This is a genomic window from Trichlorobacter ammonificans (assembly GCF_933509905.1).
GTDB classification, from domain to species: Bacteria; Desulfobacterota; Desulfuromonadia; order Geobacterales; family Pseudopelobacteraceae; genus Trichlorobacter; species Trichlorobacter ammonificans.
In genome coordinates, this window is sequence record NZ_OW150024.1 from 2,607,021 (window position 1) to 2,633,019 (window position 25,999).

Genomic DNA, 25,999 nt, shown 5'->3' on the forward strand with positions numbered 1-25,999 from the left:
CGGCTCAACGTCCGCACAGGAGGCAGTCATGAAAATCTTCATCGCAGGAGCAACCGGATTCGTCGGCGGCCACCTTACCGAGGCGCTGCGACAGCGGGGACATGAACTGGTGCTGCTCTCCCACGCCCGCCGCCTGACCACCGAGGCCGGCCTCAGCTACGTCACCGGCGACGTGACCGAGCCGGACAGCTATGCGGCGGCCATGAAGGGGTGCGATGCCGCCATCAACCTGGTGGGGATCATCCGGGAGTTTCCCGGCAGGGGAATCACCTTCGAGCGGCTCCATGTGGAGGCGACCGCCGCCATGGTAGCCACGGCACAGAAGAGCGGCGTACTGCGCTACCTGCAGATGTCCGCCCTGGGCACCCGTGCCAACGCCGTTTCCCGTTACCACCAGACCAAGTGGCGGGCCGAGGAGATCGTCCGGGCAAGCGGCCTGGCCTGGACCATCTTCCGCCCCTCGCTCATCTTCGGCCCCAAGGATGCCTTCGTCAATATGCTGGCCCGCCAGATCCGCCTCCTGCCCCTGCTCCCCACCTTTGGTGACGGCACCTACCGGCTGCAGCCGATCCACGGCAACGATGTGGCCCGCTGTTTCTGCGAGGCGCTGGAAAAAGCGGAGACCAGAGGACAGACCTACTCTCTCTGCGGTCCGGACCGTCTCAGCTACCGTGAGCTGCTGGACGTCATCGCCGAGGCGGTGGGGCGTCCCCATCCGCTGAAACCGGCCCTGCCCCTGGGACTGATGAAGCCGATCATCTCCAGGCTGCAGGGAATTGCGGCCTTCCCGATCACCCTGGACCAGCTGCAGATGCTGCTGGAGGAGAATATCTGCGACGGCGACTGGCAGAACACCTTCACCACGCCGCCGGTACGCTTCAGGGACGGCATCCGGGCCTACCTGGGACGCTGACGCCATGCTGAAACCCATGCTTCTGTTCGTACTGTTTCTTGGGCCGTTCCTGACGGCGTCACCGGCTGCGGCATACCTGCCGGACCGGGAGGCGCTGTCCGACGCCGAACTGCTGGAAACCCTGGCCAAGGGAGGCGGCCTGAAGGATCCCCGCGAAGGAATCGCCACCTACTACGCGTCCCGTTTCATCGGCCGGCGGACCACCTCGGGGGAACGCTACCATCCCGACCGTTTCACCGCCGCCCACGCCACGCTGCCCCTGAAAACCGTGGTACAGGTCTTCAACCGCACCACCGGCCAGGGGGTGCAGGTGGTGATCAACGACCGCTGCCGCAAACGGTCGTTCCAGCTGATCGATCTTTCCCGTGCGGCGGCACAGAAGATCGGGCTCTGGGGCAAGGGGGCGATGAAGGTGCTGATTGTCCCCAAAACCGGCAATCAGCTGGACGAACTACTGGCGGAACTGGAAGGGTAGACAACATGCAACGATTGTTCATAGCCGGCTGCGGCTATACCGGGGAGCGGGTGGCCACGACGGTTCTCGCACGGGGATGGGAGGTCATCGTCCAAGTGCGGGACGAGGAAAAAGCCGCCAGGCTGCGGCAAAGGGGGCTGTCCGTCATCTGCTGCGCCATGGACCGGCTTGAGGAGGTGCCGTCGCTCCTTCTCGACGGTCATTGCCTGCTCTACAGCATCCCTCCCCAGGGGGGGGGCAGCATCGATCTGCGGGCACGCGCCTTCTGCGCCGCACTGGAGCGTGACCGGCTGGTGCCGCGGCGGATCGTCTATCTGAGCGCCACCAGCGTCTACGGCGATACCGGCGGAGCGGCCGTCACCGAAACCTCGCCGACGGAACCGGCATCGGCCATGGGCAAGCGACGGCTGGATGCCGAGGCCCGGTTCCATGAGTTTGCCGCCCACCACGGCATCCCGTTGGTGATCCTGCGTATCGCCGGTATCTACGGCCCCGGACGGCTGCCGCTGATGCAGATAACCCAGGGGCAGCCCCTGCTGCGGGAAGAAGAGGCCCGCCCATCCAACCGCATCCACATTGACGACCTGGTGCAGGTCTGTGCCACGGTGCTGGAAACCGGCAGCGGTGTCTACAATATCAGCGATGGCGCCCCCAGCAGCATGACCAGCTACTTCAATGCCTGCGCCGACGCCCTGGGGCTGCCCCGCCAGCCCCAGGTGAGCCTGGATGAGGCCAGACGGACGATGCCGCCGCTGCTCTTCAACTATTTCGTCGAATCGCGGGTGGTGGACAACAGCCGCATGCTGCGCGACCTGGGTATTGTGCTGCGCTATCCCGACATGGTGTCAGGCGTTGCCGCCGCTGCTTTACAAACACCGAAAACCTGCTAGAGTCTTCTCACCATTTTCACGCTGGCACAAAGGAGGATACCACCATGATCCGCAGTTTTCTGGCGTTGTTTGTCCTGCTCTCCATCGCTGTAACCGCCCACGCCTTCGACGTGGAAAAGCTGATTCTGGATGGCGCGTCCCGTATCCGTGAATCGGCTCCCCGCGACGAGGCCGGCCAGGACGAGGCACCGCGGCCGTCGAAATCCCGCCCGAGCGCACCGGCGGCCGGTGAAGATGATCACTTCATCCAGCCTGACGATGTTTTTATTGCCGAGCGCCCCCTGGGCTCCCACGCCTGGATTTCCGTCCAACTGGCCAAGGTAACCACCGCTCCTTCCCCCCAGACCAAGGATGAAGGCGAATTTTTCCGGGTGACCGACGGCACCAGCCACTGGACCCGGCATTACTGGAAGACCAGGATTGCCCGTTCCGATGAGATCAAGCTGGGCGCCGTGATGATCATGTTCGAGGGCAGAAGCTCGAAGGGAGTCTACCAGGCCCCGGACAAGAAGAGCTCCGCCCGTCGCGACAACTGGTTCATGGCCAAGATCACCGACACCTCCGACCTGTACAAGGGGTACGTCACTGTCTCGGGCGGCTACAAGACCAGCCCCGCCAACCTGCGGGTGATCGTCCGCTAGACGTTCCACTTCCCTTTCTCTCCGGCCCGTGCCGCGGCTCGTCACAACGTACGCCGCAGCACGGGCCGGCCTGTTTTCGCCCCGGCTTGCTCCTCCTGCTCCCTCCCCCCTATTTTGATGCGCGCTTGACACCTCCGGCGTGCATTTTGACACCTGATTTACCTCCCCCCCGCTATCCTGAGCTTATGAACGCTCCTACACCACCGGAGGAACGGGCCATGAAGGTCTACTTGTTCAACGTGGAAAACGGTCTGTACGCAGGTGAAACATTCGAGGATGCTGGTATGCTTGCAGAAGAGGAGGGGATGACCACCATTGCTCCGCCCCTGCACGACTGCAGCCAGGTACCGGTGTTCAACCGGGAGCGGCAACAGTGGGAACTGATCTCCGTCGGCATAGCCCGGCAACTACTGCATCTGGACGACGGATGCAGTGCCAAGGAGAAGCGATCATGAACCCCTACGAGTGGATGCAAACCGGAGTGTTCTTTGCGGTACTGCTGGCTCTGATCAAGCCGTTTGGCGGCTTCATGGCCAGGGTATTCCAGGGGGAACGGACCGTCATCACGCCGGTACTCGCCCCCTGCGAACGCCTGATCTACCGTCTCTGCGGGGTAGCGCCGGATGAGGAAATGGACTGGAAGCGCTATGCCCGGTGTCTGATCCTCTTCAATAGTGTGCTGTTCGTATCGCTTTTCGCAATCCTCATGACCCAGCACCTGCTGCCGCTCAACCCGCAGAAGCTCCCGGCGTTCTCCTGGCAACTGGCGCTCAATACCGCGGTCAGCTTCGTCACCAACACCAACTGGCAGGCATACGTCGGTGAACAGGCCGCCAGCTACTTCACCCAGATGGTGGGACTCACGGTGCATAATTTCGTCTCAGCTGCCACCGGCATTGCCGTGGCCATCGCCGTGATTCGCGGTTTTGCCCGGCGGCGCACCAACCAGCTCGGTAACTTCTGGGTGGACCTGACCCGCTGCACGCTCTACGTGCTGCTGCCCATCTCGCTGGTGGCTGCCCTGGTTCTGGTCTCCCAGGGAGCGATCCAGAATTTCAGCGCCTACAAGACCGTACCGCTTGTCCAGCCGATCACCTACGACACGCCGAAAAAGGACGCCAAGGGGGACCCGGTCAAGGATGCCAGGGGGAACCCGCTGACCGAGAGCGTGACTGCCAAGGAGGTCGTTATCCCCATGGGGCCGGTGGCCTCCCAGGAGGCGATCAAGGAACTGGGGACCAACGGTGGCGGCTTCTTTAACGCCAACTCTGCCCACCCCTACGAAAATCCGACCCCGTTTTCCCACCTGTTCGAGATCCTGCTGATCCTCCTCATCCCCGGCAGCCTGACCTACACCTTCGGGGTCATGGTGGGGAATACCCGCCAGGGGTGGGCCATCCTGGGAGTCATGCTCGTTCTGCTTCTTGCCTCCTTCGGCGCGCTCCAGTGGGCAGAGGCCGGCGGTAATCCGCTGGTGGCCAAGCTCGGCGTCAGCGGCCCCAACATGGAGGGAAAAGATCTCCGCTTCGGTCTGGCCGGCACCACCCTGTTCGAGGTGGCCACCACCGGCACATCATGCGGCGCCGTAGCCGCCATGCACGACTCCCTCACCCCGCTTGGCGGCATGGTCCCCTTGAGTCTCATGCTCCTCGGCGAGATCGTCTTCGGCGGAGTAGGATCGGGGCTCTACACCATGCTCGCTTTTGCGATCATCGCCGTGTTCATCTCCGGCCTCATGATCGGTCGCACCCCGGAGTATCTAGGTAAGAAGATCGAGGTGCGGGAAATGTGGCTGTCCATCATCACGGTACTCATTGCCGGGATCACGGTGTTGATCGTCACTGCCATTGCCATGATCACCCCCTCCGCAGTGGCCTCCATGGCTAATCCCGGCGCCCATGGCCTCAGTGAAGTGCTCTACGCCTTCGCCTCCATGGCCAACAACAACGGCAGTGCCTTTGCCGGCCTGAACGCCAACGTCAATTTCTACAATCTTTGGGGCTCCCTGGCCATGATCCTTGGGCGCTATGTCCCGGCGGTGGCGGTGCTGGCCATGGCCGGCTCCCTGGCGGAGAAGAAGTACGTCCCTCCCAGCCTGGGGACGCTGCCCACGGACAAGGTACCGTTCGCCCTCTGGCTTACCCTGGTGATCCTGATCATCGGGGCGCTCACCTTTTTTCCGGCCCTGTCGCTGGGGCCGATCGTCGAACACCTGACCATGGTGGGAGGTACCTGACCATGTCGCTACACAAACCTGAACCGGTATCCCTGTTTGATACCCGTATCCTGCGCCCGGCGCTGGCGGCATCGTTTAAAAAACTGAACCCGGTTGAACTGTGGCGTAATCCGGTCATGCTCTGCGTGGAGATCGCCAGTGTCATCACCCTGGTGACCTTCGTCATGTCGCTCACCGGCGCCAACCTGGAGCCGGCCTGGTTCACCGGCCTGGTTTCGGCGTGGCTCTGGCTGACGGTGATCTTCTCGACGTTCTCCGAGGCGCTGGCCGAAGGACGCGGCAAGGCCCGGGCCGCCAGTCTCCGCTCGTCCCGTACCAGCGTCACCGCCAAGCTCCTGTCCCGGCCGGAGTTCGGCAGCGCCTTCACCACCGTGGGAGCGAGCCAGCTGCGCAAAGGTGACCTGATCCTGGTGGAAGCGGGTGAGATGATTGCCGGTGACGGCGACGTCATTGCCGGGGCAGCCCTGGTGAACGAGGCGGCGGTGACCGGCGAGTCGGCACCGGTGGTGCGGGAGTCCGGGGGGGACCGCAGTGCCGTCACCGGCGGTACCATGGTCATCGCCAACAGCATCATCGTCAGGATCACCGCCAACCCCGGCGAAACTTTCCTAGACCGGATGATCTCCCTGATCGAGGGGGCCAAGCGCCGCAAGACCCCCAACGAGATCGCCCTGGAGGTGCTGTTGATCGCCCTGACCCTGGTGTTTCTGCTGGTCTGCATCAATATCAGTCCGCTCTCCATCTACAGCGTCACGGCCGCCGGCCAGGGGCAACCGGTGTCGCTCACCGTGCTGACCGCCCTGTTCGTCTGCCTGGCCCCCACCACCATTGCCGCCCTGCTGCCGGCCATCGGTATCGCCGGCATGGACCGGCTGTTCCAGAAGAACGTTATTGCCCTCTCCGGTCGGGCCATCGAGGCTGCCGGCGATGTGAACGTGCTGCTTTTGGACAAGACCGGCACCATCACCCATGGCAACCGGGAAGCGGTGGCGTTCGTCCCCGTGGGGGGGCATGGTGAGCAGGAGCTGGCGCAGGCGGCCCTGATGGCCTCCATCGCCGATGAGACCCCGGAGGGGCGCAGTATCGTGGCTCTGGCCCGGCAGAACTACGGGTTCGTCATGGAAGCACCGCCGGCCGGTGCTGAAGTGATCGACTTCAGTGCCGAAACCCGCCTCTCCGGCATCAACGCCCATGGCGAACAGTTCCGCAAGGGCGCTTCCGATGCAACCGTCGCCTTTGTAAAAAAGCTGGGTGGCACAACCATCCCCGCAGAACTGGCCGAGGTGGTTCACAAAATCGCCCGGGCCGGCGCCACGCCGCTGGTAGTCTGCCGCACCAGTGAAATCATCGGCGTGGTCAATCTGAAGGATATCGTCAAGACCGGCATCCAGGAGCGCTTCCTGCAACTGCGCAGCATGGGGATCAAGACGGTGATGATCACCGGCGACAATCCCCTCACCGCCGCCGCCATTGCCGCCGAGGCCCAGGTGGACGACTTTCTGGCCCAGGCGAAACCGGAGGACAAGCTGCGCCTGATCCGGGAGAACCAGGAGGCCGGTTTCATGGTGGCCATGACCGGCGACGGCACCAACGACGCCCCGGCCCTGGCCCAGGCCGATGTGGCGGTGGCCATGAACACCGGCACCCAGCCGGCCCGGGAGGCAGCCAACATCATCGATCTGGACTCCAACCCCACCAAGCTGCTGGATATCGTCGAGGTGGGCAAGCAGATCCTCATGACCCGGGGTAACCTGACCACCTTCAGCATCAGTAACGACGTGGCCAAATATTTCGCCATCATCCCGGCCATGATGATTTCGGTCTATCCGCAGTTGGGCGCCCTCAACGTCATGCATCTGGCGACACCGCTCTCGGCGATTCTGTCGGCGGTGATCTTCAATGCCCTGATCATTCCGCTGCTGGTGCCGCTGGCGTTGAGGGGCACGAAGTTCCGCCCCATGCCGGCGGAACGGCTGCTGATTCACAATCTGCTGATCTACGGCGCGGGTGGACTGGTGGCGCCGTTCGTGGGGATCAAGGCCATTGATATGGTTATCGGGATGCTGGTGTAAGTCGGACATGTCGGACCGGTCGTACCGGTCCGACGAAAAGGAGACAACCGGATGAACGACCTGAAAGCAGCCATTCTGCTGTTCATTACCTTCACCGTTATCTGTGGCGGTATCTACCCCCTGGCGGTCACCGGCATTGCCCAGGCAGTGTTCCCCAGGCAGGCCAACGGCAGCTTCATCAGCGGAAAGGACGGCAAGGAGATCGGCTCCGTCCTGATCGGCCAGCCCTTCAGCGACCCGCAGTACTTCTGGCCCCGCCCGTCGGCCACCGCGGAATTCGGCTATAATCCCGCAGCATCCGGCGGCTCCAATGCCGGCCCCACCAACCCCGACTACCTGAAGATCGTTGCGGGGCGGGTTGCGGACCTGCGCGCCGGCGGCATCACCGGCCCCATTCCGGCCGACCTGGCGCAGGCATCGGCCAGCGGGATTGACCCCCATATCTCCGTTGCGTCGGCCCGGCTGCAGATACCGCGGGTGGCCCGGTCGCGGGGCCTGAGCGAGGATGCGGTTGCCGCGCTGGTTGCCCGGACCACGGAAGGGCGACAGTTCGGACTGCTGGGAGAGCCGCGGGTCAATGTGCTTGTATTGAATCTCAATTTGGCTACACTCCAGCCATGACCGTCTCCGACGACATACGCCCCACCCCGGAGGCGATGCTGAAACTGGCCCAGGCCGAAGAAGTGACCGCCGAGCTGGGCAAGCTGAAGATATTCCTCGGCTATGCCGCCGGCGTGGGAAAGACCTACGCCATGCTGGAGGCGGCCCGCAAACGGAAGGCCGACGGCCGCGACCTGGTGGTGGGCTATGTGGAATCCCATGGCCGGTCTGAGACCGATGCCCTGCTGGGGGGGCTGGAAATCGTTCCCCGCAAGCAGGTACCCTACGCCGGGGTCGCACTGCCGGAAATGGACCTCGACGCCATTCTGGCCCGCAAGCCCCAGATCGTCCTGGTTGACGAACTGGCCCATTCGAACGCTCCCGGTTCCCGCCACGAAAAGCGCTGGCAGGACGTGGAGGAAATCCTCGAAGCGGGAATCGATGTCTATACCACGGTCAATATCCAGCACTTTGAAAGCCTGAACGATGTGGTGGCCCGCATCACCGGCGTCACGGTGCGGGAAACCGTGCCGGACCGGCTGCTGGACCTGGCCTTCGAGATCCGGCTGATCGATATTCCGCCCGAAGATCTGCTGCAACGGCTGCACGAAGGCAAGGTATACGTGGCCGACCAGGCAGCCAAGGCCATTGAGAAGTTCTTCCGGCCGGGCAACCTGATGGCGCTCAGGGAACTGTCCCTGCGCAGAACCGCAGCCCGGGTGGACGACCAGATGCGGGCCTACATGGAGACCCAGGCGATCCCCGGTCCCTGGGCCACGGCGGAACGGCTGCTGGTCTGCGTCAGCGGCAGTCCCTACAGTGAGAAGCTGATCCGCGCCACCTGCCGACTCGCTGAGGAGCTGAAAGCCACCTGGTTCACCGTCTATATCGAAACACCGGCAGGGGGGCGGCAGGTTCACGAAAACCGGCAACGGATCTGGCAGAACCTCCGCCTTGCCGAAAGCCTGGGGGCCCAGGTGGCCACCGTGACCGCCACGGACGTCACCGACGCGATCATGGAGTATGCCGGTCGCCACAACATCACCAAGATCGTCATGGGCAAACCGGATAGGCCCCGCTGGCGCGAACTGCTCCAGCCCCCCATCGTGGATCGGGTCATCCGCCGGAGCGGTGCCGTCGACGTGGTTGTGGTCAGCTTCGAATCCACCGGCAGGTCTTCCTCCCGAGAAACGCCGCCACGACGACAACCTGTCCGGATCCGGGGCTACGCGGCAAGTATTGTCCTGGTAACCGTGGCAACCATGCTCTGTGCCCTGGTCCGGCCGTTCCTGGAACCGACCAACATGGTGATGATCTACCTCCTGGCAGTGGTGCTGGCGGCGGTCCGCCTTGAACGCAAACCGGCGATGCTGACCGCCCTGCTGGGGGTCCTGGCCTTTGACTTCTTTTTTGTCCCTCCCTTCCTGACCTTTGCCGTGGCAGACACCCAGTACATTATTACCTTTATCGCCCTGTTCAGCGTCGGCCTTGTCATCAGCACCCTGGTGGTCCGTGCCCGGGAGCGGGCCGACGTCATGCGGGCCCGGGAGCTGCATACCGCCAGCCTGTATTATCTGAGCCGGGATCTTGCCGCTGCGGTCGACATCGATGCCGTGCTGAGCGCCATGGTGCGCAATATCGAGGAGGCGCTGAACGCCCAAGTGGCCATCCTTCTTCCGGAAGGAGAGCGGCTCGACATTATGGCCACCAGCAACGGCCTGACCCTGGACGTCAAAGAGCAGGCGGTTGCCGACTGGGCGTTCCGCAACAACCATCCGGCCGGACGCACCACCGACACCCTGGTTTCCGCCGAGCTGGTCTACCTGCCGCTCCAGACCCCGGCCAGCGTTCTGGGGATACTCGGCATCAGGCTTGAGGACGACCATGCCTACCACTCCCAGGACAACCGGCGCCTGCTGGAAGCGTTTGCCACCCAGGCTGCCATGGCCATCGAACGGATCCGGTTCTCGCACCAGGCGGAGCAGGCCCAGATTCTGCAGGCACGGGAAAATCTGGAGCGGGCCCTGCTCAACTCCATCTCCCACGACCTGCGAACTCCGCTGGTAACCGTCACCGGGGCTCTGACCACCCTGCGGGACAGCCCCGACGAGGTACCGCCCGGTGCGAAGCAGGCCCTGCTGGAAACCGCCTGCGACGAGGCGGAACGCCTGAACCGCTTTGTGGCCAACCTGCTGGATATGAGCCGCATCGAGGCCGGAGCGGTCAGGCTGAACCTGGAACCGTGCGACATGCAGGATCTGGCCGGCTGCGCCCTGGCAGCAGTCAAGCCGCGGCTTGGCGACCGATCGATCAGCACCCTCCTGCCGGACGACCTGCCGCTGGTGCCGCTGGATATGGTGTTGATGACCCAAGTGCTGGTCAACATCCTGGACAATGCCCTTAAATATTCGTCGCCGGACACCCCCCTGGAGCTGGCCGGCTCGGTGGAACGGAACCGGCTGGTACTGACCGTTGCCGACCGTGGCCCCGGGGTGCCGGAGCATGACCTGAAGCGGGTGTTCGACAAGTTTTACCGCATACCGGTTCCGGAAGGAGCCGGCGGCACCGGCCTGGGCCTTTCCATCTGCAAGGGAATCGTGGAGGCCCACGGCGGCGACATCAGCGCGGAAAACCGGACCGGAGGCGGCCTTGTCGTGACCGTGCGGCTGCCCCTTACCCAGAATCACGTAAGGACGACATCATGACCCCGGAGCGTACCGAGCGAAATCTTCCCCGCATTCTGATCATCGACGACGAGGCGGCTATCCGCCGTTTTCTGCACACCGTCCTGCCTGCCGACGAATTTGCCCTGTACGAGGCGGACAGCGGTCACAGCGGCCTGTCGGTGACCGCCGCCGTCCGGCCCGACGTCGTCCTGCTCGACCTGGGCCTGCCGGATATGGACGGCATTGAGGTGATCGCCCGAATCAGGGAATGGGCCCCCACCCCGATCATCGTACTGTCGGTGCGGGAGCGGGAGTCGGACAAGATCGCGGCCCTTGATGCCGGTGCGGACGATTACCTGACCAAACCGTTCGGGGTCGGCGAACTGCTGGCCCGGATCAGGGCCATGCTGCGCCGGGCGCAGCAACAGATCCCCGAACCGGTGTTCCGCAGCGATGATCTGGAAATGGATCTCGAAAAGCGCCGTGTCGTTGTGCGGGGCGAAACGGTTCAGCTCACCCCCACGGAGTACGACCTGCTCAAGCTGCTGGTCACCCATGCCGGCAAGGTGCTGACCCACCGCCATATCCTGAACAGGATCTGGGGACCGGCCTACCTGGAGCAGCCCCATGTGCTGCGGGTCAATATCAGCAACCTGCGCCGCAAGATCGAAATCACCCCCACCCAGCCCTGCCACATCATCACCGAGCCCGGGGTCGGCTATCGCCTGCTCTGACCCCGCCGCACCAACCTTCTTGATGTTTTCTTGACAGACCTCCGGCACATCTTGACACCGGCTTGATGTGGCGATACCTACAATGAATAAGTATGGGCTCCCGGGTCGTCGGCAACGGCTGACGACTTTTTTGTTGCCCTCACCGCTGCCTGTCCGGAGACGAATTCATGAAACAGTCCGAAGCCGCTTCATACTGGGGCGGCATCGTCAAATCCATGGGGCTGGTGTTCGGCGATATCGGCACCAGCCCGATCTATACCCTGACCGTCATCGTCACCCTCACAAAACCTTCCCAGCAGAGCATCTACGGCATTATTTCCCTGATCGTCTGGACCCTGATCCTGCTGGTCATGGTGGAGTACGCCTGGCTGGCCATGTCCCTGGGACGCAAAGGAGAAGGGGGTACCATCGTTCTGCGGGAGATTCTGGTCAGGATGCTCAAACCGGGCCGGCGGCTGGCATTTGTCACCTTTCTCTCCTACGTCGGCATCTGCCTGCTGATCGGCGACGGCGTCATCACGCCGGCCATCTCGATCCTTTCAGCCGTGGAAGGTCTGGAACTGATCCCCGGACTTGAGCACACCTCCCAGAACATCCTGATCCTGATTGCGGCCATCATCGCCGTGGGTCTGTTCATTTTCCAAAGCAAGGGAACCGACCGGGTGGCCAGCGCCTTCGGACCGCTGATGGTGGTCTGGTTCCTGGCCCTGACCGTCTCGGGGGTGGTCTCCATTGTGGATCACCCCATGGTGGTCAAGGCGATCAATCCCTGGTACGCCCTCCAGTTCCTGAGGGACAACGGCCTGGCCGGCTTCTTTGTCCTGTCCGAAGTCATCCTCTGCGCCACCGGCGGCGAAGCGCTCTACGCCGACATGGGGCACCTGGGACGCAAGCCGATCGTCCGGGCCTGGTATTTCGTGTTCACCGCCCTGGTCATCAACTACCTGGGCCAGGGGGCCTACATCATCAACCACCCGGAAGCCACCAACATCCTGTTCGGCATGGTGCGCCACGAAGCGGCGTTCCTCTATATCCCCTTCCTGGTCCTGACGATCATGGCCACGGTCATCGCCTCCCAGGCCCTGATCAGCGGCGTCTATTCCATCGTCTACCAGGGGGTCACCACCCGGATTCTGCCGCTCCTGAAGGTGGAGTACACCTCAAGCCACCTGAAGTCCCAGATCTACATCGGCTCGGTCAACTGGGTGCTCCTGGCCCTGGTGATCCTGATCATGCTGGTATTCCGGAAATCGGAAAACCTGGCCGCCGCTTACGGCCTGGCGGTGACCGGCACCATGACCATCACCGGCATCATGATGACCATGATCTTTGCCCGCACCACCAAGAAATGGAAAGTGCCGATCGCCCTGCTGGTCACCCTGCTGGACTTCGCGTTCCTGACCGCCAATCTGAACAAGTTTCCCCACGGCGGCTACTGGTCCATCATCCTGGCGTTGATTCCCTTCATAACCATCATGGTCTGGACCCGGGGACAGCGAGCCCTGTACCGCGCCATGCGGCCGCTCGATCTGGACACCTTCCGGCTCTCCTATGAGCAGATTTACGCCAAGGGACGGAACATCCCCGGCACGGCCCTGTTCTTTGTCAAGGAACATACGGTGGTCCCCCCCTATGTGGCCCACTGCATCATCCGCAGCAACATCATCTACGAGCGCAACATCTTCATCTCCCTGATCCGCACCGATGAGCCCTACGGCGTCGACACCACGCTCATCGAAGGGCTTGCCACTGGCCTCGACGTGTTCGAAATCAGCGCAGGGTACATGGAACTTCTCAGCATCGAGGAATTGTTGCGGAAAAACGGCATCAGGGAGAAGGTCATCTTCTACGGCGTTGAGGACATAGCCACCAATAACTTGATTTGGAAGCTGTTTTCGACTATCAAGCGTCAGACACCGAACTTCGTACAGTTCAACAAGCTGCCGGCTGCTCGGCTCCAGGGGGTGGTAACCCGCGTGGAGATGTAACGCCGGCATGGGAGTACCATGTCACACACACAGGAAAACGACTCCTTCTGGGGCGGTATCGTCAAGGCACTGGGGCTGGTGTTCGGCGATATCGGCACCAGTCCGATCTACACCCTCACCGTTGTCTTCACCCTGACGAAGCCCACGCTCGGGAACGTCTACGGCATCCTCTCCCTGGTTTTCTGGACCATGACCATCCTGGTAACTGTCGAATACGCCTGGCTGGCCATGTCCCTGGGACGCAAGGGGCAGGGTGGGGAGATCGTCCTTCGGGAAATCCTGATCAGGATGCTGAAGAAGGGGAGGCTGCTGGCCTTTGCCGGCTTTCTTTCGTTCCTGGGGGTATCCCTGCTGCTGGGGGACGGCGTCATCACCCCGGCGATTTCAATACTGTCCGCCGTGGAAGGGATGCTGCTGATTCCGGCACTGTCCGGCATGAAGCAGGGGATGCTGGTGGGGATCGCCGCCCTGATCGCTTTTACCCTGTTTTTCTTCCAGTCCCGCGGCACCGACCGGATGGCCGGCATTTTCGGCCCGGTCATGGCTGTGTACTTCCTGTCGTTACTGGTGTCGGGTGCTGTCTCCATCTCCAGCATGCCGGGTATTGTGGCGGCGGTCAGCCCCCACTACGCCGTTGAATTTTTCAGCAACAACGGCCTGTCCTCGTTCTTTGTCCTCTCCGAAGTCATTCTGTGCGCCACCGGCGGCGAAGCGCTCTATGCCGACATGGGGCACCTGGGACGCAAGCCGATCGTCCGGGCGTGGTATTTCGTCTTTTTCGCCCTGTACCTGAACTACCTGGGCCAGGGGGCGTTCATCATCCAGCACCCGGACGCCACCAACATCCTGTTCTCCATGATCAGGCACCAGGCTCCCCTGCTGTACATCCCGTTCCTGCTGCTGACCGTCATGGCCACCATCATCGCTTCCCAGGCCATCATCAGCGGGGTCTTCTCCATCGTCTACCAGGGGATCACCACTCGCCTGATGCCGCTGTTGAAGGTCGACTACACCTCCAGCCATATCCAGTCACAGATCTACATCGGTGCCGTTAACTGGATGCTGATGATAGCCGTCATCTTCGTCATGTTCTTCTTCCAGAAGTCGCAGAACCTGGCAGCGGCCTACGGCATGGCGGTGACCGGCTCCATGACCATCACCGCCACCATGATGATCCTGGTCTTCGCCAATACCATGAAAAAATGGAAGGTACCGATCGTGGTGCTGGTGGCGTTGCTGGATCTGGTCTACTTCGTCTCCACCTTTTCCAAGATTCCCCACGGCGCCTACTGGTCCATCATCCTGGCCGCCATCCCCTTTGTCACCATCATGATCTGGACCAGGGGGCAACGGGCTCTCTACCACGCCCTCAAGCCGCTGGACCTGGAGACGTTCCTGCTCTCATTCGCGCAGATATTTGCAAAAGGCAGGAACATCCCCGGCACGGCACTGTTTTTCGTCAAAGGGCTGGATGTGGTCCCTCCCTATGTGGTGCATTGCATCATTCGCAGCAACATCATCTACGAGCGCAACATTTTTATCTCCATCGTGCGCACCGACGACCCCTTTGGCGTGGAATGCAGCCATCTGCCTGCTGTGGCGTCGGGACTCGAGTTCTTTGAGATTCGGGCGGGATATATGGAGGTGATCGACATCGAGCGGCAACTGCATGCCCACGGCATCAGAGAAAAGGTGATCTTCTACGGCATCGAGGATATCAGCACCGCCAATCCGCTCTGGAAGGTCTTTGCCACCATCAAGAAACTGACCCCCAACTTCGTGCAGTTCAACAAGCTGCCGGCCAGCAAGCTGCAGGGAGTGGTCACCAGGGTCGAGATGTAAGGCGGTCTACGTGGCTGCGGCGGCCTCCTGCCGAGGCAGATACTGCTCGAACTGTTTTTTGTCGATGGCACAGCGGTAGGCTTCTTCCGGGTTGATCCGCTTGCTCTTGAGCAGGTCCAGCAGATGCTGGTCCATCAACTGCATGCCGTCCTTCTTGGCGGTCTGAATGATCGACGGTATCTGGAAGGTCTTGCCCTCCCGGATCAGGTTGCCGATGGCCGGTGTCCCCAACATGATCTCCAGGGCGGCCACCCGACCGTGACCGTCGGCGGTTTTCAGCAACTGCTGGCAGACTACCCCTTTCAGCGACTCCGAGAGCATGGTCCGCACCTGGTCCTGGGACTCCTTGGGAAAGACGTCGATGATCCGGTCAATGGTCTTGGCGGCGGTGTTAGTGTGCAGGGTGCCGAACACCAAGTGGCCGGTCTCGGCGGCGCTCATGGCCAGTTGGATCGTTTCCAGGTCTCGCATCTCCCCCACCAGGATGATATCGGGGTCTTCCCGCAAGGCGGCCCGCAGGGCAGAAGAGAACGAATTCGTATGTGTCCCAATCTGGCGCTGATTGAGCAGCGACTGCTTGTTCTCGTGGATGAACTCCAGCGGATCTTCCAGCGTCAGAATATGTTCCTTGCGGGTGGCATTGATCAGATCGATCATGGCGGCCAGGGTAGTTGACTTGCCGGAGCCGGTGGGACCGGTTACCAGCACCAACCCCTTTTTGAACAGCGTCATCCGGCGCACGCCATCCGGCAGGGCAAGCTGGTCCGCGGAAAGAATCTTCGCCGGGATGATCCTGAATACCGCGGCCACCCCCCGATGGGTCATCATGATATTACCACGGAACCGGGCCAGTTCCGGCACCGCATAGGCGAAGTCCAGATCGTTGGTGGCCTCGAAATGGGTCCTTTGCTCATCGGTCAGGATTTCAAAGAGGATCGGAAGCAACTCCTCGTGGGACAGCGCCTTGAATTGAAGGCGCACCATCTCGCCATGCAGGCGGAAGATGGGAGGATTACCGGACGAAAGATGCAGGTCCGACGCCCCTTGCTCCTTCATCATCCTGAACAGTGCATCAATCTTAGCCATAGCGTATCTCCTCACAACGTAACCGTAACGCGCAGCGTTTCGGGAATGAACACCTTCTTCCGCAGTACCACCGCCATTTCCCATCCCAGGGTGTCCACAGGTGCAGACGCACGTCAGTCGGCATGCAGAACGGGATTCGGTTGGGCTGAACACACGTAACTGTTGTTTCCTCAGCAGGAAAGGGCTGTTCGTTTACCGCCCCTTGCCGCGCCGAATGCAAACAACAAGAAAACCAGTTGACACACGAAAATCGGTTTGCTATAAGTGCAAGTCCAAGCGCGGGAATAACTCAGTGGTAGAGTGCAACCTTGCCAAGGTTGAAGTCGCGGGTTCGAATCCCGTTTCCCGCTCCACTAATAAGATAATGGGATTAAGTAGTTAGGCTTGACAATCCCTTGACTGTGCCCGGTACTGTACCCATACAGTGCCGGGTTTTTCTTTTTCCGGGGCTCGATAAAGTCACGTCCAAAGTAGTCCAGAATTGCCACAGCGTCCTCCTCAAGTCCTTCCACGTAGTTCCCGTAGACTTCATATACCATCTGTTTTGAAGCATGGCCCATGAGCTTAACCAACCGCAAGGGGTTAACTCCTATGGTCAAGGCCCAGGCCGCGAAGGTGTGCCGAGCCGTATAGGAGGTCATGGGAGCAATACCAGCCTTGTCCACTGCTTTTTTCCAGACCTTGGCAAAGTCGGTGCTGTGCAGTCTGCTTCCCCTAGCGGATGTGACTAGATACGGAGTGGTAGCCCTGGCAACCAGGATATCCAATCGCTTTCTGATGGCGTCGGTGATGTAGATATCCCTTTTGCGGAAGGCGGTCTTCAAGCTGCTTTTCTCGTTCTTGAGAACATACGAAGAGGTCAGCTTGAGATAATCGCCCTGGATGCTGTCTTTGGTCAGGGCGGCCATTTCCGAAACAATCATGCCGGTCAGGATCATGAGTTCCGCAATGGGGCGGTAGTGCTCTTCCAGGCTTTCAAGGAACAGTTGCCAATCGCGGAAGCGAAGGGCAAGGCGTTCTTTCTTCTCGGTCTTCGGCAGCTTTTTGTGGATACCGTCGCAGGGGTTTTTTATTACCCAGCGGTAATGGTCGCAGGCGTCATTCCAAATGGCCCGAAAGGGTATCAGGATGTTGACCTTACGCGCCCGTGACAGGGGCTTGCCCTTGTTGGGGCCGGTTTTCCATTTCAGCGTTTCAGTGAACTTGTACAGTTCCTGGCCGGTGATCTGGTGAAAGGTCAGGTTCTTGAAGTGGGGCAGCATCCGCCGGATTGCTTCCTGATAGTCCCGGTGTTTGGTGGGGGAGCCAAAGGTGGGGAAGATGGTCTTCATCCATTCCTTGACGTAATCACCGAACAGGACGTTATGCGGTTCCGGGCGGTACTCCCTGCCTTCCAGTTTGGTAAAGAACGCTTTTTCCTTCCTGCTAGCTCCGGGGAACGCTTCGGCGAATTTGAAGGTTCCCTTCTCTACCCGGTCCCCAATCCTGTTCAGGAAGTCCCGGACCTTCTGTTCATTGGCCGGGGTGTCGTCCAGTTCAGTGGAACGAATAATCCGGTGGCCGAAGTAGTAGAAGTCGATGTAGAGCTTGCAGGAGTCTTTCCTGCGCTTAACTCTGCCGAACTGCTTTGCTGGTTGTTCCAGGGCCAGCATCCCTTTCTTGGTTCTCATTCTATAGCCTCATTTCCGTTACCTCCCTTCGGTGTGTCTTGAGTCTGAGAGGGAGAATAGCGGTATTTCATATATCTGGCAATTATTGCTTTGGAGGACGCGGGGGAACGATGGTGGTTTTTCAACCTTCTTCCCCGCGTCGTCCCTTCCGGGGTTGTTTCCGGCCGTGGTAGTTGGCTTTGTATGGCGCGAAAACCCTTTTACGCGCCATTACTGTGCGGCTTTCAGCCGGATCATCAGCCACCGGCCCCGTATTCCAGGTTGATCCCCGGTTGTGAGGGGACACGGTTTGTCTTTTTAGCGGCTGGCTTGCTGGGGTGCACGTTTCGTGCAGCGGCTTTTGTTTTGCGCTTCTGGTGCAGCAGGAGTCCCGTGTCCCAGACAAAGCGGAGTACGCGCCCGATCCTGAAGTAATGTGTCCCTTCATGGAGCAGACCGCTTTTCAGCCAGCCAAAGACCGTGGTGCGCGATACCTTGAGCTTGTCGGCAAACTCTTCCACGGTGAGCAGGTCGTTGTCAGAATGGCAGGTCATCGTCATGGTCTGCCCCTCCCAATGTTCCCCGATAGCCGAGCTTAAAGAGTTTCTCTTGAAGCTTTTCTTTGAATGTACGGTCATCCCCATGACGCTCAAGAAGGTCATACAGATTACGGATTGATTCTTTACGGTCTTTGATACCAGACAGGGCGGCAATGGTTATCATCCGTGAATAGACATGGGGCAGGATTTTCTTGATTTCCTGCGGTTTATCGCTGTCATAGTGGCGGCGGTCACCGTTATTGACGCCCAGCAGTTCACCACAGGCCCGGACAGCTTCCCACCAGGGATGTATGGTGCGGCGTTCTGCCTTGTCATTGTCCGGCAGACGCAAGGAGAACCATTCCGTTGTCAGATATTCCCAGATAGCGCCGATCGTTTCCCAGAGGTCTTCAAGGGTTTTTATCCGGTATTGGTGTAGGAAAGAACGGCGTAGCTGAAATTCAACCCGCCAGATGTTTTCTGAATCGTGAATCCCCCAGAGGTCAAGGAACCAATACTTGTTGCTTTTCTGGATTTCCTTGCCTTTGTCATAGATACGAAGCCGCACCGGTGATCCAGGCGAACTACTGTAGAAGGTTTCCAGGATGCCGCTGTTGATGTGTGTGTTGATGTAACGGCTACGGGATACCTTGTGCTGTTCCAGGAAAGGAAAGTCAGGTGGCGGGCAGATGCGGAAGTCTGCCGACAGGTCGCAGCGGCTGGGCTGGATGCGGTCAATGATTCCGCCGAAGTGTTCCAGGTCAAAGGTCAGCAGGTCTATAATGGACGCAAAAGGTTCATGCCACAGGGCAGCGGAACTGATTGAGACATAGACATTCGGGGAATTGCCGTATTTGTCAGATTTTGCGAGGTAGAGGTGATATTCCAGAAATTGGATATGGTAGCGATAATTCGGCGGCTTGCCGCTGGGAAGGTGCAGGAATTGACGGTCAAGGTCGGTTGACTCGATGATGGATGTGTTTTCCTGGGAGGCCTGCTTTTTTGCTTCCAGGTCTTTACAGACTTCAGACCAACCAGCATTCCAGGAGACAAACAAGCCAAGATCAAGACTGTCTATTCCGCAAAGCAAAAGTCGAAATGTTTCACAGGGTGGGTTTAGCGCATGGCGTGTTACAGATAACGCCATGCTTGGGGGTGACTCGGAGGAGGCACCAGGGGCTCCGGTTGAACCGTCACCCCTGGTGTAGTGTGATGGTATTCACCTGACAGTTGGCCATTTTCAGTTGGTGGCCATACTGCCCTTGAATGGTAAAAGATGAAGTTGCTCAGACTAAATCTTTCCATCAAGGAGAACAGTATGACCACCGCCGAGAAAGTATCACGAAGAAAGCTCAGTTTGCTAGAGTTGGCCGCCGATCTTTCGAATGTCAGCAAAGCCTGCAAGCTCATGGGTTATTCGCGGCAGCAGTTCTATGAAATCCGTCGAAACTATCAGACCTACGGTTCAGCCGGTCTGGTTGATCGGATGCCCGGAGCCAGAGGCCCGCATCCTAACCGAGTCGATGAATCTGTAGAGCAGGCGATTCTTGAACACTGCCTGGCTCATCCCGGTCATGGCCCGCTACGTGTTGCCAACGAGTTAGCTCTTAAAGGTACCCAGGTTAGCTCAGGAGGCGTTCGCGGAGTCTGGAGCAGGCACAACCTGCTGACCAAACAGGAACGGATGCTGCGACTTGAAAAGAGCGTCCGGGAACAAGCCTTCGAACTGTCAGATGAGCAGATCAGGGCCTTGGAACGGTTCAGCCCTGAGTTCAGGGAGCGTCACATCGAAACCAGCCACACCGGCGATCTCGTAGCAGTGGACACCTTCTTTGTCGGCACTCTGAAAGGCGTCGGCAAAGTCTACCTGCAATCGGTCATTGATTGCTACTCACGCTACGCCTGGGGCAAGCTCTACACCAATAAGCTGCCGGTCACTGCCGTGCATGTGCTTAATGAAGACGTACTGCCGTTCTTTGAAGAACATGACGCCCGGATCAGCACCATCCTCTCGGATAATGGCAGGGAGTTCTGCGGCAGGCCGGACAATCATCCCTACGAGCTGTTCCTACAGCTTGAAGAGATCGAGCACCGCACCACCAAGGTCAGACGTCCGCAGAGCAATGGCTTTGTCGAACGGCTGCACAGAACCTTGCTTGACGAACACTTCCGGGTAATGGGCCGCACCAAGTGGTACGAGTCGTTGGACGAGATGCAGACCGATCTGGACACCTATCTCAAGACTTACAACTACGACCGCCCACACCAAGGCAGAAACATGCTTGGCAGGACGCCATACACGGTTTTCATAGACGGCTTGCCAAAGAACGACGATTCAGATACTGAGGACTACAAACTGGCAGCGTAAATCACGACCCATTCAAGGGCACTGTCAGGTGAATACTATCTCTGTACAAGTAGTGATTGTTCATTTCTATTGACCCACTTGATAAGGCAAAACGATGGCAAATCCGATGCAGACGCAAAGCGCATTCTAGAACTGATATTAGACATTAGCGGTGCTCCTCCGCAACCACTTTTAAAATCATCAGTTGTCGGTTGGTATGGCACTTCAACCCCCGGTGTATTTAATCCGAGAACCGGCAGATTGGATGGCACTGTAAAAAACAAGGCAGTTTGTTTTACAGAAAGCACTCTCGCAGGTCTACGTGCACATAGAGACTTATTTGATGTTAAGTATGGTATTTCATTCGACAGAGACAATTTATTTGCTATGGGTGCTAACCCTTGCATAAATATTTCAGATGCTTATATGCGTACTCAAAAGCTTTGGCACATTACTGGTTATCCAAAGCATGTATACAATTTCATCCCAGAAGAGTTACAGCCATTCGTGAATATAATACACGGTCAATTTGATGCTACGCATGAAAGAGAGTGGCGTTATCCTGATAACCTCAATTTTTTTTGGCCAGATATTAAATTTGTTTTTTGCCCCGAGTCAGAGTTCGGTACTTTTTTACCGCTACAAAATAACGCTGTACCCTGTCTATTCGACTTAGCTTGGTTAGACCGAATTTAGGCATAACCTGGAAGATGCACCGGATCAATACAACCGGCGCATCTTCCAGATCGTTGGAGGAATTAATGGATACGGAAAAAAATAACCACCTTGTTTTCGGGCGTGAGTGTGGCGGTTGTTTCGCATGCTGCGTAACGCTAAGAATTGATACACCAGAACTACAGAAGTATGCTGATATTTCATGTCACAAAATTGCGCCCGGCGGAGGGTGCGCAATTTATCCAAATCGTCCTGGCGTCTGTCGGTCTTGGTTTTGCGTGTGGCGTTATATGCCGCAACTAGATGACGATTGGAGGCCAGACAAGTCCAAGATCATTATCAGATGTCATCCAGAAATAATTCCAGGCTTGATATTGCAACCACTCGAAAGGTCAATAGAAGTTCTCACTTCGCATCAAACGTTGCAGTTAATTGGTGGTTGCGTGGAACAATCTGTTCCTGTCTTCATTTCTGTCCCAACAAGGGAAGGGTTCTGTCATGCATTGCTTAGTTTAAACCAAGCCTTTGCCAAGCCAGTCGCCTCACACATATTCGAAGAGGTAAAGGCTGCGATGATGGAGGCACTAAATCACGCCAAGCAAATCCAAACGGATCCTATACAAGCTTTGAAAGGGGAACGGCAGGGGTAGCGTGGGGACGACAACATTGACAATCTTAACCTCCTGAGAATGAGAAGGGATTGCCAACCAGGAAGATGCACCTGCCCCACAAACCGGTCAGGTGATCTCCCGACCCGTTGGTGATAACCCTTATAATCTCATTCTTAAATCAGCCAAAATCTAGGAGGAAATTATGAATAAGACTATCGTTGTATTTATTACGTCCTTTTTATTTGGCTGTGCCAATGGGAATTATCATGCATCTCCACCAAAGACTTACATAGATCAGAGCAAAGTGGCTGTCTTAGAATTTTTAGCAAGGCCTGCTTCTGTATCTAGCCCAGGTCATACTTACATAAAATTACTTGCAGAAGACGAGGACAGGAAAATGTCAACTGTTAGTACTTATGGATTTTACCCAGCTGCTAATTCAAAATTGATTCAAATTTTCCACACAAAAGGTGAACTTAGAAGTGAATTAGAGTTGAGCAACCCACCATCAATAACTGTTACAACAATTTTAAATACAAAGCAGTTTGAAGACGTAATGTTAGCTATTAATGATTGGGAAACTAAAGCATTTTTAGGATTTAAGAAATACCAGCTGACAACACAGAATTGTATAAGTTTTGTGAATGAGATTGCATTAAAGACAGAGTTGATAACCCCTTCTATGACACTTGAGTTCCCGACGCAATACATTGAAAAACTAGCGCAACTGAACAAAATACCGAAGGCAGTGGGATCGTCTATGAAGGAATAAGGACTACCCTGAGGGCGGCAACCCTTGACACAAGACAAAAGTGAAAATTAGAAGGATGGCCGGAGAGGACGCTGGTAAGTTATGTAACTTGATTTAGCGAGAGAGACATGCTTCCAACAAGACCGTTGGACACCGACCGGGCTAAAAAACTGCCCGGACGGGTCAACGGCCAAAACGTTAAGCAGTATAAAAGCCGTTCCCAAACTGTTCCTACTATTACTGAATTTTGCTGAATTCGACTGTACTAATCTGGACTCAAGACACACCGAAGGTTTTAGTAACTAATTGAATTTGCTGAGCCGCCATAACTCATTGATTTTACTGGGTCTGTTCGAATCCCGTTTCCCGCTCCAAGCAACTTTAAGGAACCCTTATGGGTTCCTTTTTTTATACCCGAAAAACCACCAAAACGTTCCCAAGGTTTCTCGGCGACGTTCTTTCAAATCAGTTGATGAAGCCGCTACGAACGGCAAAAAAGTAAACCGCCGATGACAAGCGCGGCAAACGCAAGCGTAAGTACCGCCCCTGCAGCCGCGTCTTTGGCTGCTTTCGCTAAGGGATGGTACTCAGGTGCGACCAAGTCCACCACCGCTTCCAAGGCGGTGTTGAAGAGTTCTGCGGCGATAACGGCAGCAATCAGCAGTACCAGCACCATCCATTCAACGATTGCAAGCCCCTTGAACGTCCCAACGATGAGTGCCAGGCTGCCGGCAATCAGATGAAAACGGAGGTGGCGCTGGGTTGTTACCCCGTATCCGATCCCTTCTAGAGCACACCGAAGCGCTTTCAGAAAGCGTATCATGTCAGAAACGGTATACGAGGTTCATGGTCGCCGCCTCGCCACTGACGCTCGGCAGCAGCATGAAACGCCGGCTTTTGTCGGCATGGTAATGGGTAACCACCCGACCGGCCAATTCGCCGAGTGCTGCCCCCAGCAGCACATCACTTGCCCAATGCTTATTCTGGTTCATGCGTGCAAATCCAACCGACGCCGCCAGCGTGTACGACAGGACGGAAAGTTCGATACTCTGGGATGTCCGGGCAATGACGGACGCCATGGCAAACGAACTGGCCGTATGCATGGAGGGGAAGGAGTCATAGTCGGTTTTGAACTGGAGGGGCCGCAGGTCACCTTTGCCCGATGCTACTGCCGGACGCCCTCTGCCGGTTCCCTCCTTGATCAATAATGTCGCAGCGTCCGCCAGAAACAGGGCTTCGGCCATCATTTCCCCGATTTCTTTCCACTTCGGCGACTCTGCCAGCACTCCGCCACCGTAGACCAGAGCGGCAACCCCGATGTGCAGGTAGGGATTACCGGCAAGCTCGGCAACATCGGCAGCCTTGTCAAGCCCCCGACTGCGACTGCCCTGCACCTTGTCTCTGATATCGGTATCAAAGCCATAGGTGAGGCCAACCGCACCGGCAACCGCCAGTGTCCAGAACAGATTACCGTCCCGTAGGGAAAAAGGGGTAGTAGCGAAGTCGGAACCTTCGCCAAGCAGGCGCGAACTGAAACCTTTCAACTCCCCGCCTACTGTTATCTCCTCCGCCATGACCGGACGTGCACACGTCATCGCGAGCATCAGCACCAGCACAACCCCGTAAGCCGTGCTTCGCACGAGGGATCGTTCTCCCGGGCGCGGCCGGCGTTCATGAGCTGCCATTACCACTCCTTGTTTTTCGGCACGTCCACAGAATCACGAGTCCCATGGCACCTGCAATCCCGACAATATCAGCAACCAGGTCGCCCCACTCGGCACTCCGGGTCGTCGTACAGACTCCCTGTAACACCTCAATCAAAACTCCCAGCAGCAGGGTGTAGGAGCCGGCCAAAATCACGGCCCGTCGTGCGGGCCGTAGTGCGAGATACGCCAGCACTGTCAGCAGCAGCATTGCTGCGGCGTGATTCGCCTTATCCCACCCCAGACCTTCGGCGACAGGGGGAGACGGCATCAAGGACAGACCCAAAACAGCGACCGTGAGGACTGCCAGCACCCCGCGCCAGAACAGATACAGCGACATGCTCCTGGCTATCCCTGCCTCGAAAACGGCAACTTCCTGAGTAGTGGCTGGAAGGAGTCGGCGAGGGATTGCTTCATTTCCCGAATGATGGCGGCGTCATCTTCAGGCAGCTTTGAAAAATATTCCTGGATGAACACCAGCAAAACTGAGCAGAAAAGCGCCGTCACCGTGGCAAGGATTACAATCATCGAACGCCTCGGCTTGCTTTTCTGAGTTGGTACCACCGCTTCGTCAAGCACCTGCAATGACGATGAATCGCGGGCCTCGTTCAGCTTGGCAAGCTCGAACTGCTTGGTCAACTGTTCGAACAGCGCTTCCTGGAGCTTGAACTCCCGCAGCTTGCGTACGTACTCGACACCGATGCCGGGAGCACTCCCCACCGACGGGATAACCCCGCCAGCGTCACCGGCCCCACTCATCGCATTCAACTGTGCCCGCAAGCGCGCTATGGTGGCCAGCATCCGCCTGACTTCCGGCGCCTCGTCGGTCATGGAATGGCGCAGGGCCGCCAACTGCACCTCACTGGTTACCAGTTCTGCTTTTACCCGGGCAACCCCTTCTATGGAAGCAGCCGCCTGGGCGTCGGCCTTGATGGTCTTGTATTGTTCCTGAAATGCCTTCATGTCGTCTTCGGCATTTTTCAAATCCTGCTTCACCACGACCAGCCGTTTCTCCAGAAAGCTCCGCTCCGTACTCGCCTTGGTGAGATTCAACTGGAGGCTCTTGCGTTGCAGCTCATCCACAAACGTGTTGGCCAGCATGGCCGCCTTGCGGGGGTCTTTATTGTCAGCAGTAACGGTAATGATGCCGTCCTTGCCGGCCTGGAACTTCACCATCCCCTGCAAAGCGCTGCGAAGCACGTCGCGGTTGTTCGTCTTCAGCTCTTTCTCCAGCTCCATGCGCTGGATAACGGCGTCGGCAACCGAGCGGCTTTTCAGTATGCCCATATAGAGCTCGGAGGACCCGCCAAGTCCTGCCGCCATTCCGCCAAGCCCGCCCAACTGCCCCAGCAACGCAGCGGCAGCGCCACTACCACCATCCTTCTGAGGGGGCAACAGCTTGGCAGTGGCGGTATATATGTTGGTCAGGGTCAACGCATACAGCACCGCAAGAACAGCAGTGCCACTGGTCAGCTTGATGATCAGCCCGCGGCGACGGACAAGCACCCGCAGCAGTTCAAGCAGGTTTATGTCCTGCTCATCCGAGGGATGGATATTCTGACGTAATTCCTCCATGTTACC

Annotated in this window: 24 protein-coding genes and 1 tRNA gene; 17 read left to right on the top strand and 8 right to left on the bottom strand. The window is 58.2% G+C overall.

Annotation, left to right across the window (positions count from 1 at the left end; genetic code table 11):
• Positions 1 to 28 precede the first annotated feature (28 nt).
• From RAK07_RS11970 to RAK07_RS12025, 12 genes are all read left to right on the top strand, one after another.
• The gene (locus tag RAK07_RS11970; RefSeq protein ID WP_305733064.1) at positions 29 to 913 is read left to right on the top strand and encodes a complex I NDUFA9 subunit family protein; all 885 of its coding nucleotides are present in this window, start codon (positions 29 to 31) and stop codon (positions 911 to 913) included.
• Positions 914 to 917: 4 nt separating this feature from the next.
• Positions 918 to 1,388 (top strand): septal ring lytic transglycosylase RlpA family protein, encoded by a 471-nt coding sequence (locus RAK07_RS11975; protein ID WP_305733065.1) that lies wholly within the window; start codon positions 918 to 920, stop codon positions 1,386 to 1,388.
• A gap of 5 nt (positions 1,389 to 1,393) precedes the next feature.
• Complete coding sequence (locus tag RAK07_RS11980; protein WP_305733066.1) at positions 1,394 to 2,278, top strand: SDR family oxidoreductase; 885 nt, start codon at positions 1,394 to 1,396, stop codon at positions 2,276 to 2,278.
• Between the two features lie 44 nt (positions 2,279 to 2,322).
• Positions 2,323 to 2,919 carry a hypothetical protein gene (locus RAK07_RS11985; RefSeq protein WP_305733067.1) on the top strand — a complete coding sequence of 199 codons (597 nt, stop codon included), beginning with the start codon at positions 2,323 to 2,325 and terminating at the stop codon, positions 2,917 to 2,919.
• A gap of 218 nt (positions 2,920 to 3,137) precedes the next feature.
• Entirely contained in the window at positions 3,138 to 3,374 is a 237-nt protein-coding gene (locus RAK07_RS11990) for a hypothetical protein (RefSeq protein WP_305733068.1), read from the top strand.
• Complete coding sequence (gene kdpA / locus RAK07_RS11995) at positions 3,371 to 5,155, top strand: potassium-transporting ATPase subunit KdpA (protein ID WP_305733069.1); 1,785 nt, start codon at positions 3,371 to 3,373, stop codon at positions 5,153 to 5,155. The genes RAK07_RS11990 and kdpA overlap by 4 nt, the downstream gene beginning before the upstream one ends.
• A 2-nt stretch (positions 5,156 to 5,157) precedes the next feature.
• Positions 5,158 to 7,227 (top strand): potassium-transporting ATPase subunit KdpB, encoded by a 2,070-nt coding sequence (kdpB, locus tag RAK07_RS12000; RefSeq protein ID WP_305733070.1) that lies wholly within the window; start codon positions 5,158 to 5,160, stop codon positions 7,225 to 7,227.
• 51 nt (positions 7,228 to 7,278) lie between these two features.
• Positions 7,279 to 7,848 (top strand): potassium-transporting ATPase subunit KdpC, encoded by a 570-nt coding sequence (gene kdpC, locus RAK07_RS12005; protein ID WP_305733071.1) that lies wholly within the window; start codon positions 7,279 to 7,281, stop codon positions 7,846 to 7,848.
• Positions 7,845 to 10,532: a DUF4118 domain-containing protein gene (locus RAK07_RS12010; RefSeq protein WP_305733072.1), complete on the top strand. Its 2,688-nt coding sequence runs from the start codon at positions 7,845 to 7,847 to the stop codon at positions 10,530 to 10,532. Before kdpC ends, RAK07_RS12010 begins: the two co-directional genes overlap by 4 nt.
• The gene (locus RAK07_RS12015) at positions 10,529 to 11,227 is read left to right on the top strand and encodes a response regulator (protein WP_305733073.1); all 699 of its coding nucleotides are present in this window, start codon (positions 10,529 to 10,531) and stop codon (positions 11,225 to 11,227) included. The genes RAK07_RS12010 and RAK07_RS12015 overlap by 4 nt, the downstream gene beginning before the upstream one ends.
• Before the next feature lie 167 nt (positions 11,228 to 11,394).
• Positions 11,395 to 13,215 carry a KUP/HAK/KT family potassium transporter gene (locus RAK07_RS12020; protein ID WP_305733074.1) on the top strand — a complete coding sequence of 607 codons (1,821 nt, stop codon included), beginning with the start codon at positions 11,395 to 11,397 and terminating at the stop codon, positions 13,213 to 13,215.
• An 18-nt stretch (positions 13,216 to 13,233) separates the two neighbouring features.
• Positions 13,234 to 15,057, top strand: coding sequence for a KUP/HAK/KT family potassium transporter (locus tag RAK07_RS12025; protein ID WP_305733075.1), 1,824 nt, complete (start codon positions 13,234 to 13,236; stop codon positions 15,055 to 15,057).
• Positions 15,058 to 15,063: 6 nt separating this feature from the next.
• Here RAK07_RS12025 and RAK07_RS12030 read toward each other — a convergent pair whose 3' ends face one another.
• Complete coding sequence (locus RAK07_RS12030) at positions 15,064 to 16,143, bottom strand: type IV pilus twitching motility protein PilT (RefSeq protein ID WP_305733076.1); 1,080 nt, start codon at positions 16,141 to 16,143, stop codon at positions 15,064 to 15,066.
• Between the two features lie 278 nt (positions 16,144 to 16,421).
• Here RAK07_RS12030 and RAK07_RS12035 point away from each other — a divergent pair.
• Positions 16,422 to 16,496 (top strand) — tRNA-Gly (locus RAK07_RS12035).
• Here RAK07_RS12035 and RAK07_RS12040 read toward each other — a convergent pair.
• From RAK07_RS12040 to RAK07_RS12050, 3 genes are all read right to left on the bottom strand, one after another.
• Complete coding sequence (locus tag RAK07_RS12040) at positions 16,497 to 17,813, bottom strand: Arm DNA-binding domain-containing protein (RefSeq protein ID WP_305733077.1); 1,317 nt, start codon at positions 17,811 to 17,813, stop codon at positions 16,497 to 16,499.
• Between the two features lie 236 nt (positions 17,814 to 18,049).
• Positions 18,050 to 18,352, bottom strand: a complete 303-nt coding sequence (locus tag RAK07_RS12045; protein WP_305733078.1) for a helix-turn-helix domain-containing protein — start codon at positions 18,350 to 18,352, stop codon at positions 18,050 to 18,052.
• The gene (locus RAK07_RS12050; RefSeq protein WP_305733079.1) at positions 18,330 to 19,478 is read right to left on the bottom strand and encodes a plasmid replication initiation factor; all 1,149 of its coding nucleotides are present in this window, start codon (positions 19,476 to 19,478) and stop codon (positions 18,330 to 18,332) included. Before RAK07_RS12050 ends, RAK07_RS12045 begins: the two co-directional genes overlap by 23 nt.
• A 171-nt stretch (positions 19,479 to 19,649) precedes the next feature.
• Here RAK07_RS12050 and RAK07_RS12055 point away from each other — a divergent pair, with 171 nt between their 5' ends.
• From RAK07_RS12055 to RAK07_RS12070, 4 genes are all read left to right on the top strand, one after another.
• Entirely contained in the window at positions 19,650 to 20,699 is a 1,050-nt protein-coding gene (locus RAK07_RS12055) for an IS481 family transposase (RefSeq protein WP_305733461.1), read from the top strand.
• Between the two features lie 69 nt (positions 20,700 to 20,768).
• The gene (locus tag RAK07_RS12060; protein ID WP_305733080.1) at positions 20,769 to 21,374 is read left to right on the top strand and encodes a hypothetical protein; all 606 of its coding nucleotides are present in this window, start codon (positions 20,769 to 20,771) and stop codon (positions 21,372 to 21,374) included.
• Between the two features lie 65 nt (positions 21,375 to 21,439).
• Positions 21,440 to 22,003, top strand: coding sequence for a hypothetical protein (locus tag RAK07_RS12065; RefSeq protein ID WP_305733081.1), 564 nt, complete (start codon positions 21,440 to 21,442; stop codon positions 22,001 to 22,003).
• A 163-nt stretch (positions 22,004 to 22,166) separates the two neighbouring features.
• A complete protein-coding gene (locus RAK07_RS12070; protein WP_305733082.1) occupies positions 22,167 to 22,736 on the top strand; it encodes a hypothetical protein in 570 nt (189 codons plus the stop codon).
• Between the two features lie 460 nt (positions 22,737 to 23,196).
• On the opposite strand, the gene RAK07_RS12075 is transcribed toward RAK07_RS12070, so the two are convergent.
• Genes RAK07_RS12075 through RAK07_RS12090 form a run of 4 tightly spaced genes read right to left on the bottom strand, consistent with a single transcriptional unit; the run spans position 23,197 to position 25,993 of the window.
• Positions 23,197 to 23,538: a diacylglycerol kinase family protein gene (locus tag RAK07_RS12075; RefSeq protein WP_305733083.1), complete on the bottom strand. Its 342-nt coding sequence runs from the start codon at positions 23,536 to 23,538 to the stop codon at positions 23,197 to 23,199.
• 1 nt (position 23,539) lies between these two features.
• Entirely contained in the window at positions 23,540 to 24,400 is an 861-nt protein-coding gene (locus RAK07_RS12080) for a phosphatase PAP2 family protein (RefSeq protein ID WP_305733084.1), read from the bottom strand.
• On the bottom strand, positions 24,387 to 24,758 hold the full coding sequence (locus RAK07_RS12085; RefSeq protein ID WP_305733085.1) for a VanZ family protein: 372 nt from the start codon (positions 24,756 to 24,758) through the stop codon (positions 24,387 to 24,389). Before RAK07_RS12085 ends, RAK07_RS12080 begins: the two co-directional genes overlap by 14 nt.
• Before the next feature lie 8 nt (positions 24,759 to 24,766).
• Positions 24,767 to 25,993 (bottom strand): GumC family protein, encoded by a 1,227-nt coding sequence (locus tag RAK07_RS12090; protein WP_305733086.1) that lies wholly within the window; start codon positions 25,991 to 25,993, stop codon positions 24,767 to 24,769.
• Between the last annotated feature and the right edge of the window lie 6 nt (positions 25,994 to 25,999).

What these genes read in the sequence shown, in the direction of transcription:
- kdpB (WP_305733070.1), top strand. Translation starts at nt 5,158, where the DNA reads ATGTCGCTACACAAACCTGAACCGGTATCCCTGTTTGATACCCGTATC.
- RAK07_RS12055 (WP_305733461.1), top strand. Translation starts at nt 19,650, where the DNA reads ATGACCACCGCCGAGAAAGTATCACGAAGAAAGCTCAGTTTGCTAGAG.
- RAK07_RS12070 (WP_305733082.1), top strand. Translation starts at nt 22,167, where the DNA reads ATGAATAAGACTATCGTTGTATTTATTACGTCCTTTTTATTTGGCTGT.
- RAK07_RS11970 (WP_305733064.1), top strand. Translation starts at nt 29, where the DNA reads ATGAAAATCTTCATCGCAGGAGCAACCGGATTCGTCGGCGGCCACCTT.
- RAK07_RS12015 (WP_305733073.1), top strand. Translation starts at nt 10,529, where the DNA reads ATGACCCCGGAGCGTACCGAGCGAAATCTTCCCCGCATTCTGATCATC.
- RAK07_RS12045 (WP_305733078.1), bottom strand. Translation starts at nt 18,352, where the DNA reads ATGACGATGACCTGCCATTCTGACAACGACCTGCTCACCGTGGAAGAG.
- RAK07_RS11985 (WP_305733067.1), top strand. Translation starts at nt 2,323, where the DNA reads ATGATCCGCAGTTTTCTGGCGTTGTTTGTCCTGCTCTCCATCGCTGTA.
- RAK07_RS12065 (WP_305733081.1), top strand. Translation starts at nt 21,440, where the DNA reads ATGGATACGGAAAAAAATAACCACCTTGTTTTCGGGCGTGAGTGTGGC.
- RAK07_RS12085 (WP_305733085.1), bottom strand. Translation starts at nt 24,758, where the DNA reads ATGTCGCTGTATCTGTTCTGGCGCGGGGTGCTGGCAGTCCTCACGGTC.
- RAK07_RS11975 (WP_305733065.1), top strand. Translation starts at nt 918, where the DNA reads ATGCTGAAACCCATGCTTCTGTTCGTACTGTTTCTTGGGCCGTTCCTG.
- RAK07_RS12080 (WP_305733084.1), bottom strand. Translation starts at nt 24,400, where the DNA reads ATGGCAGCTCATGAACGCCGGCCGCGCCCGGGAGAACGATCCCTCGTG.
- RAK07_RS12050 (WP_305733079.1), bottom strand. Translation starts at nt 19,478, where the DNA reads ATGGCGTTATCTGTAACACGCCATGCGCTAAACCCACCCTGTGAAACA.
- RAK07_RS12020 (WP_305733074.1), top strand. Translation starts at nt 11,395, where the DNA reads ATGAAACAGTCCGAAGCCGCTTCATACTGGGGCGGCATCGTCAAATCC.
- kdpC (WP_305733071.1), top strand. Translation starts at nt 7,279, where the DNA reads ATGAACGACCTGAAAGCAGCCATTCTGCTGTTCATTACCTTCACCGTT.
- RAK07_RS11980 (WP_305733066.1), top strand. Translation starts at nt 1,394, where the DNA reads ATGCAACGATTGTTCATAGCCGGCTGCGGCTATACCGGGGAGCGGGTG.
- RAK07_RS12075 (WP_305733083.1), bottom strand. Translation starts at nt 23,538, where the DNA reads ATGATACGCTTTCTGAAAGCGCTTCGGTGTGCTCTAGAAGGGATCGGA.
- RAK07_RS12030 (WP_305733076.1), bottom strand. Translation starts at nt 16,143, where the DNA reads ATGGCTAAGATTGATGCACTGTTCAGGATGATGAAGGAGCAAGGGGCG.
- kdpA (WP_305733069.1), top strand. Translation starts at nt 3,371, where the DNA reads ATGAACCCCTACGAGTGGATGCAAACCGGAGTGTTCTTTGCGGTACTG.
- RAK07_RS12025 (WP_305733075.1), top strand. Translation starts at nt 13,234, where the DNA reads ATGTCACACACACAGGAAAACGACTCCTTCTGGGGCGGTATCGTCAAG.
- RAK07_RS11990 (WP_305733068.1), top strand. Translation starts at nt 3,138, where the DNA reads ATGAAGGTCTACTTGTTCAACGTGGAAAACGGTCTGTACGCAGGTGAA.
- RAK07_RS12090 (WP_305733086.1), bottom strand. Translation starts at nt 25,993, where the DNA reads ATGGAGGAATTACGTCAGAATATCCATCCCTCGGATGAGCAGGACATA.
- RAK07_RS12010 (WP_305733072.1), top strand. Translation starts at nt 7,845, where the DNA reads ATGACCGTCTCCGACGACATACGCCCCACCCCGGAGGCGATGCTGAAA.
- RAK07_RS12040 (WP_305733077.1), bottom strand. Translation starts at nt 17,813, where the DNA reads ATGAGAACCAAGAAAGGGATGCTGGCCCTGGAACAACCAGCAAAGCAG.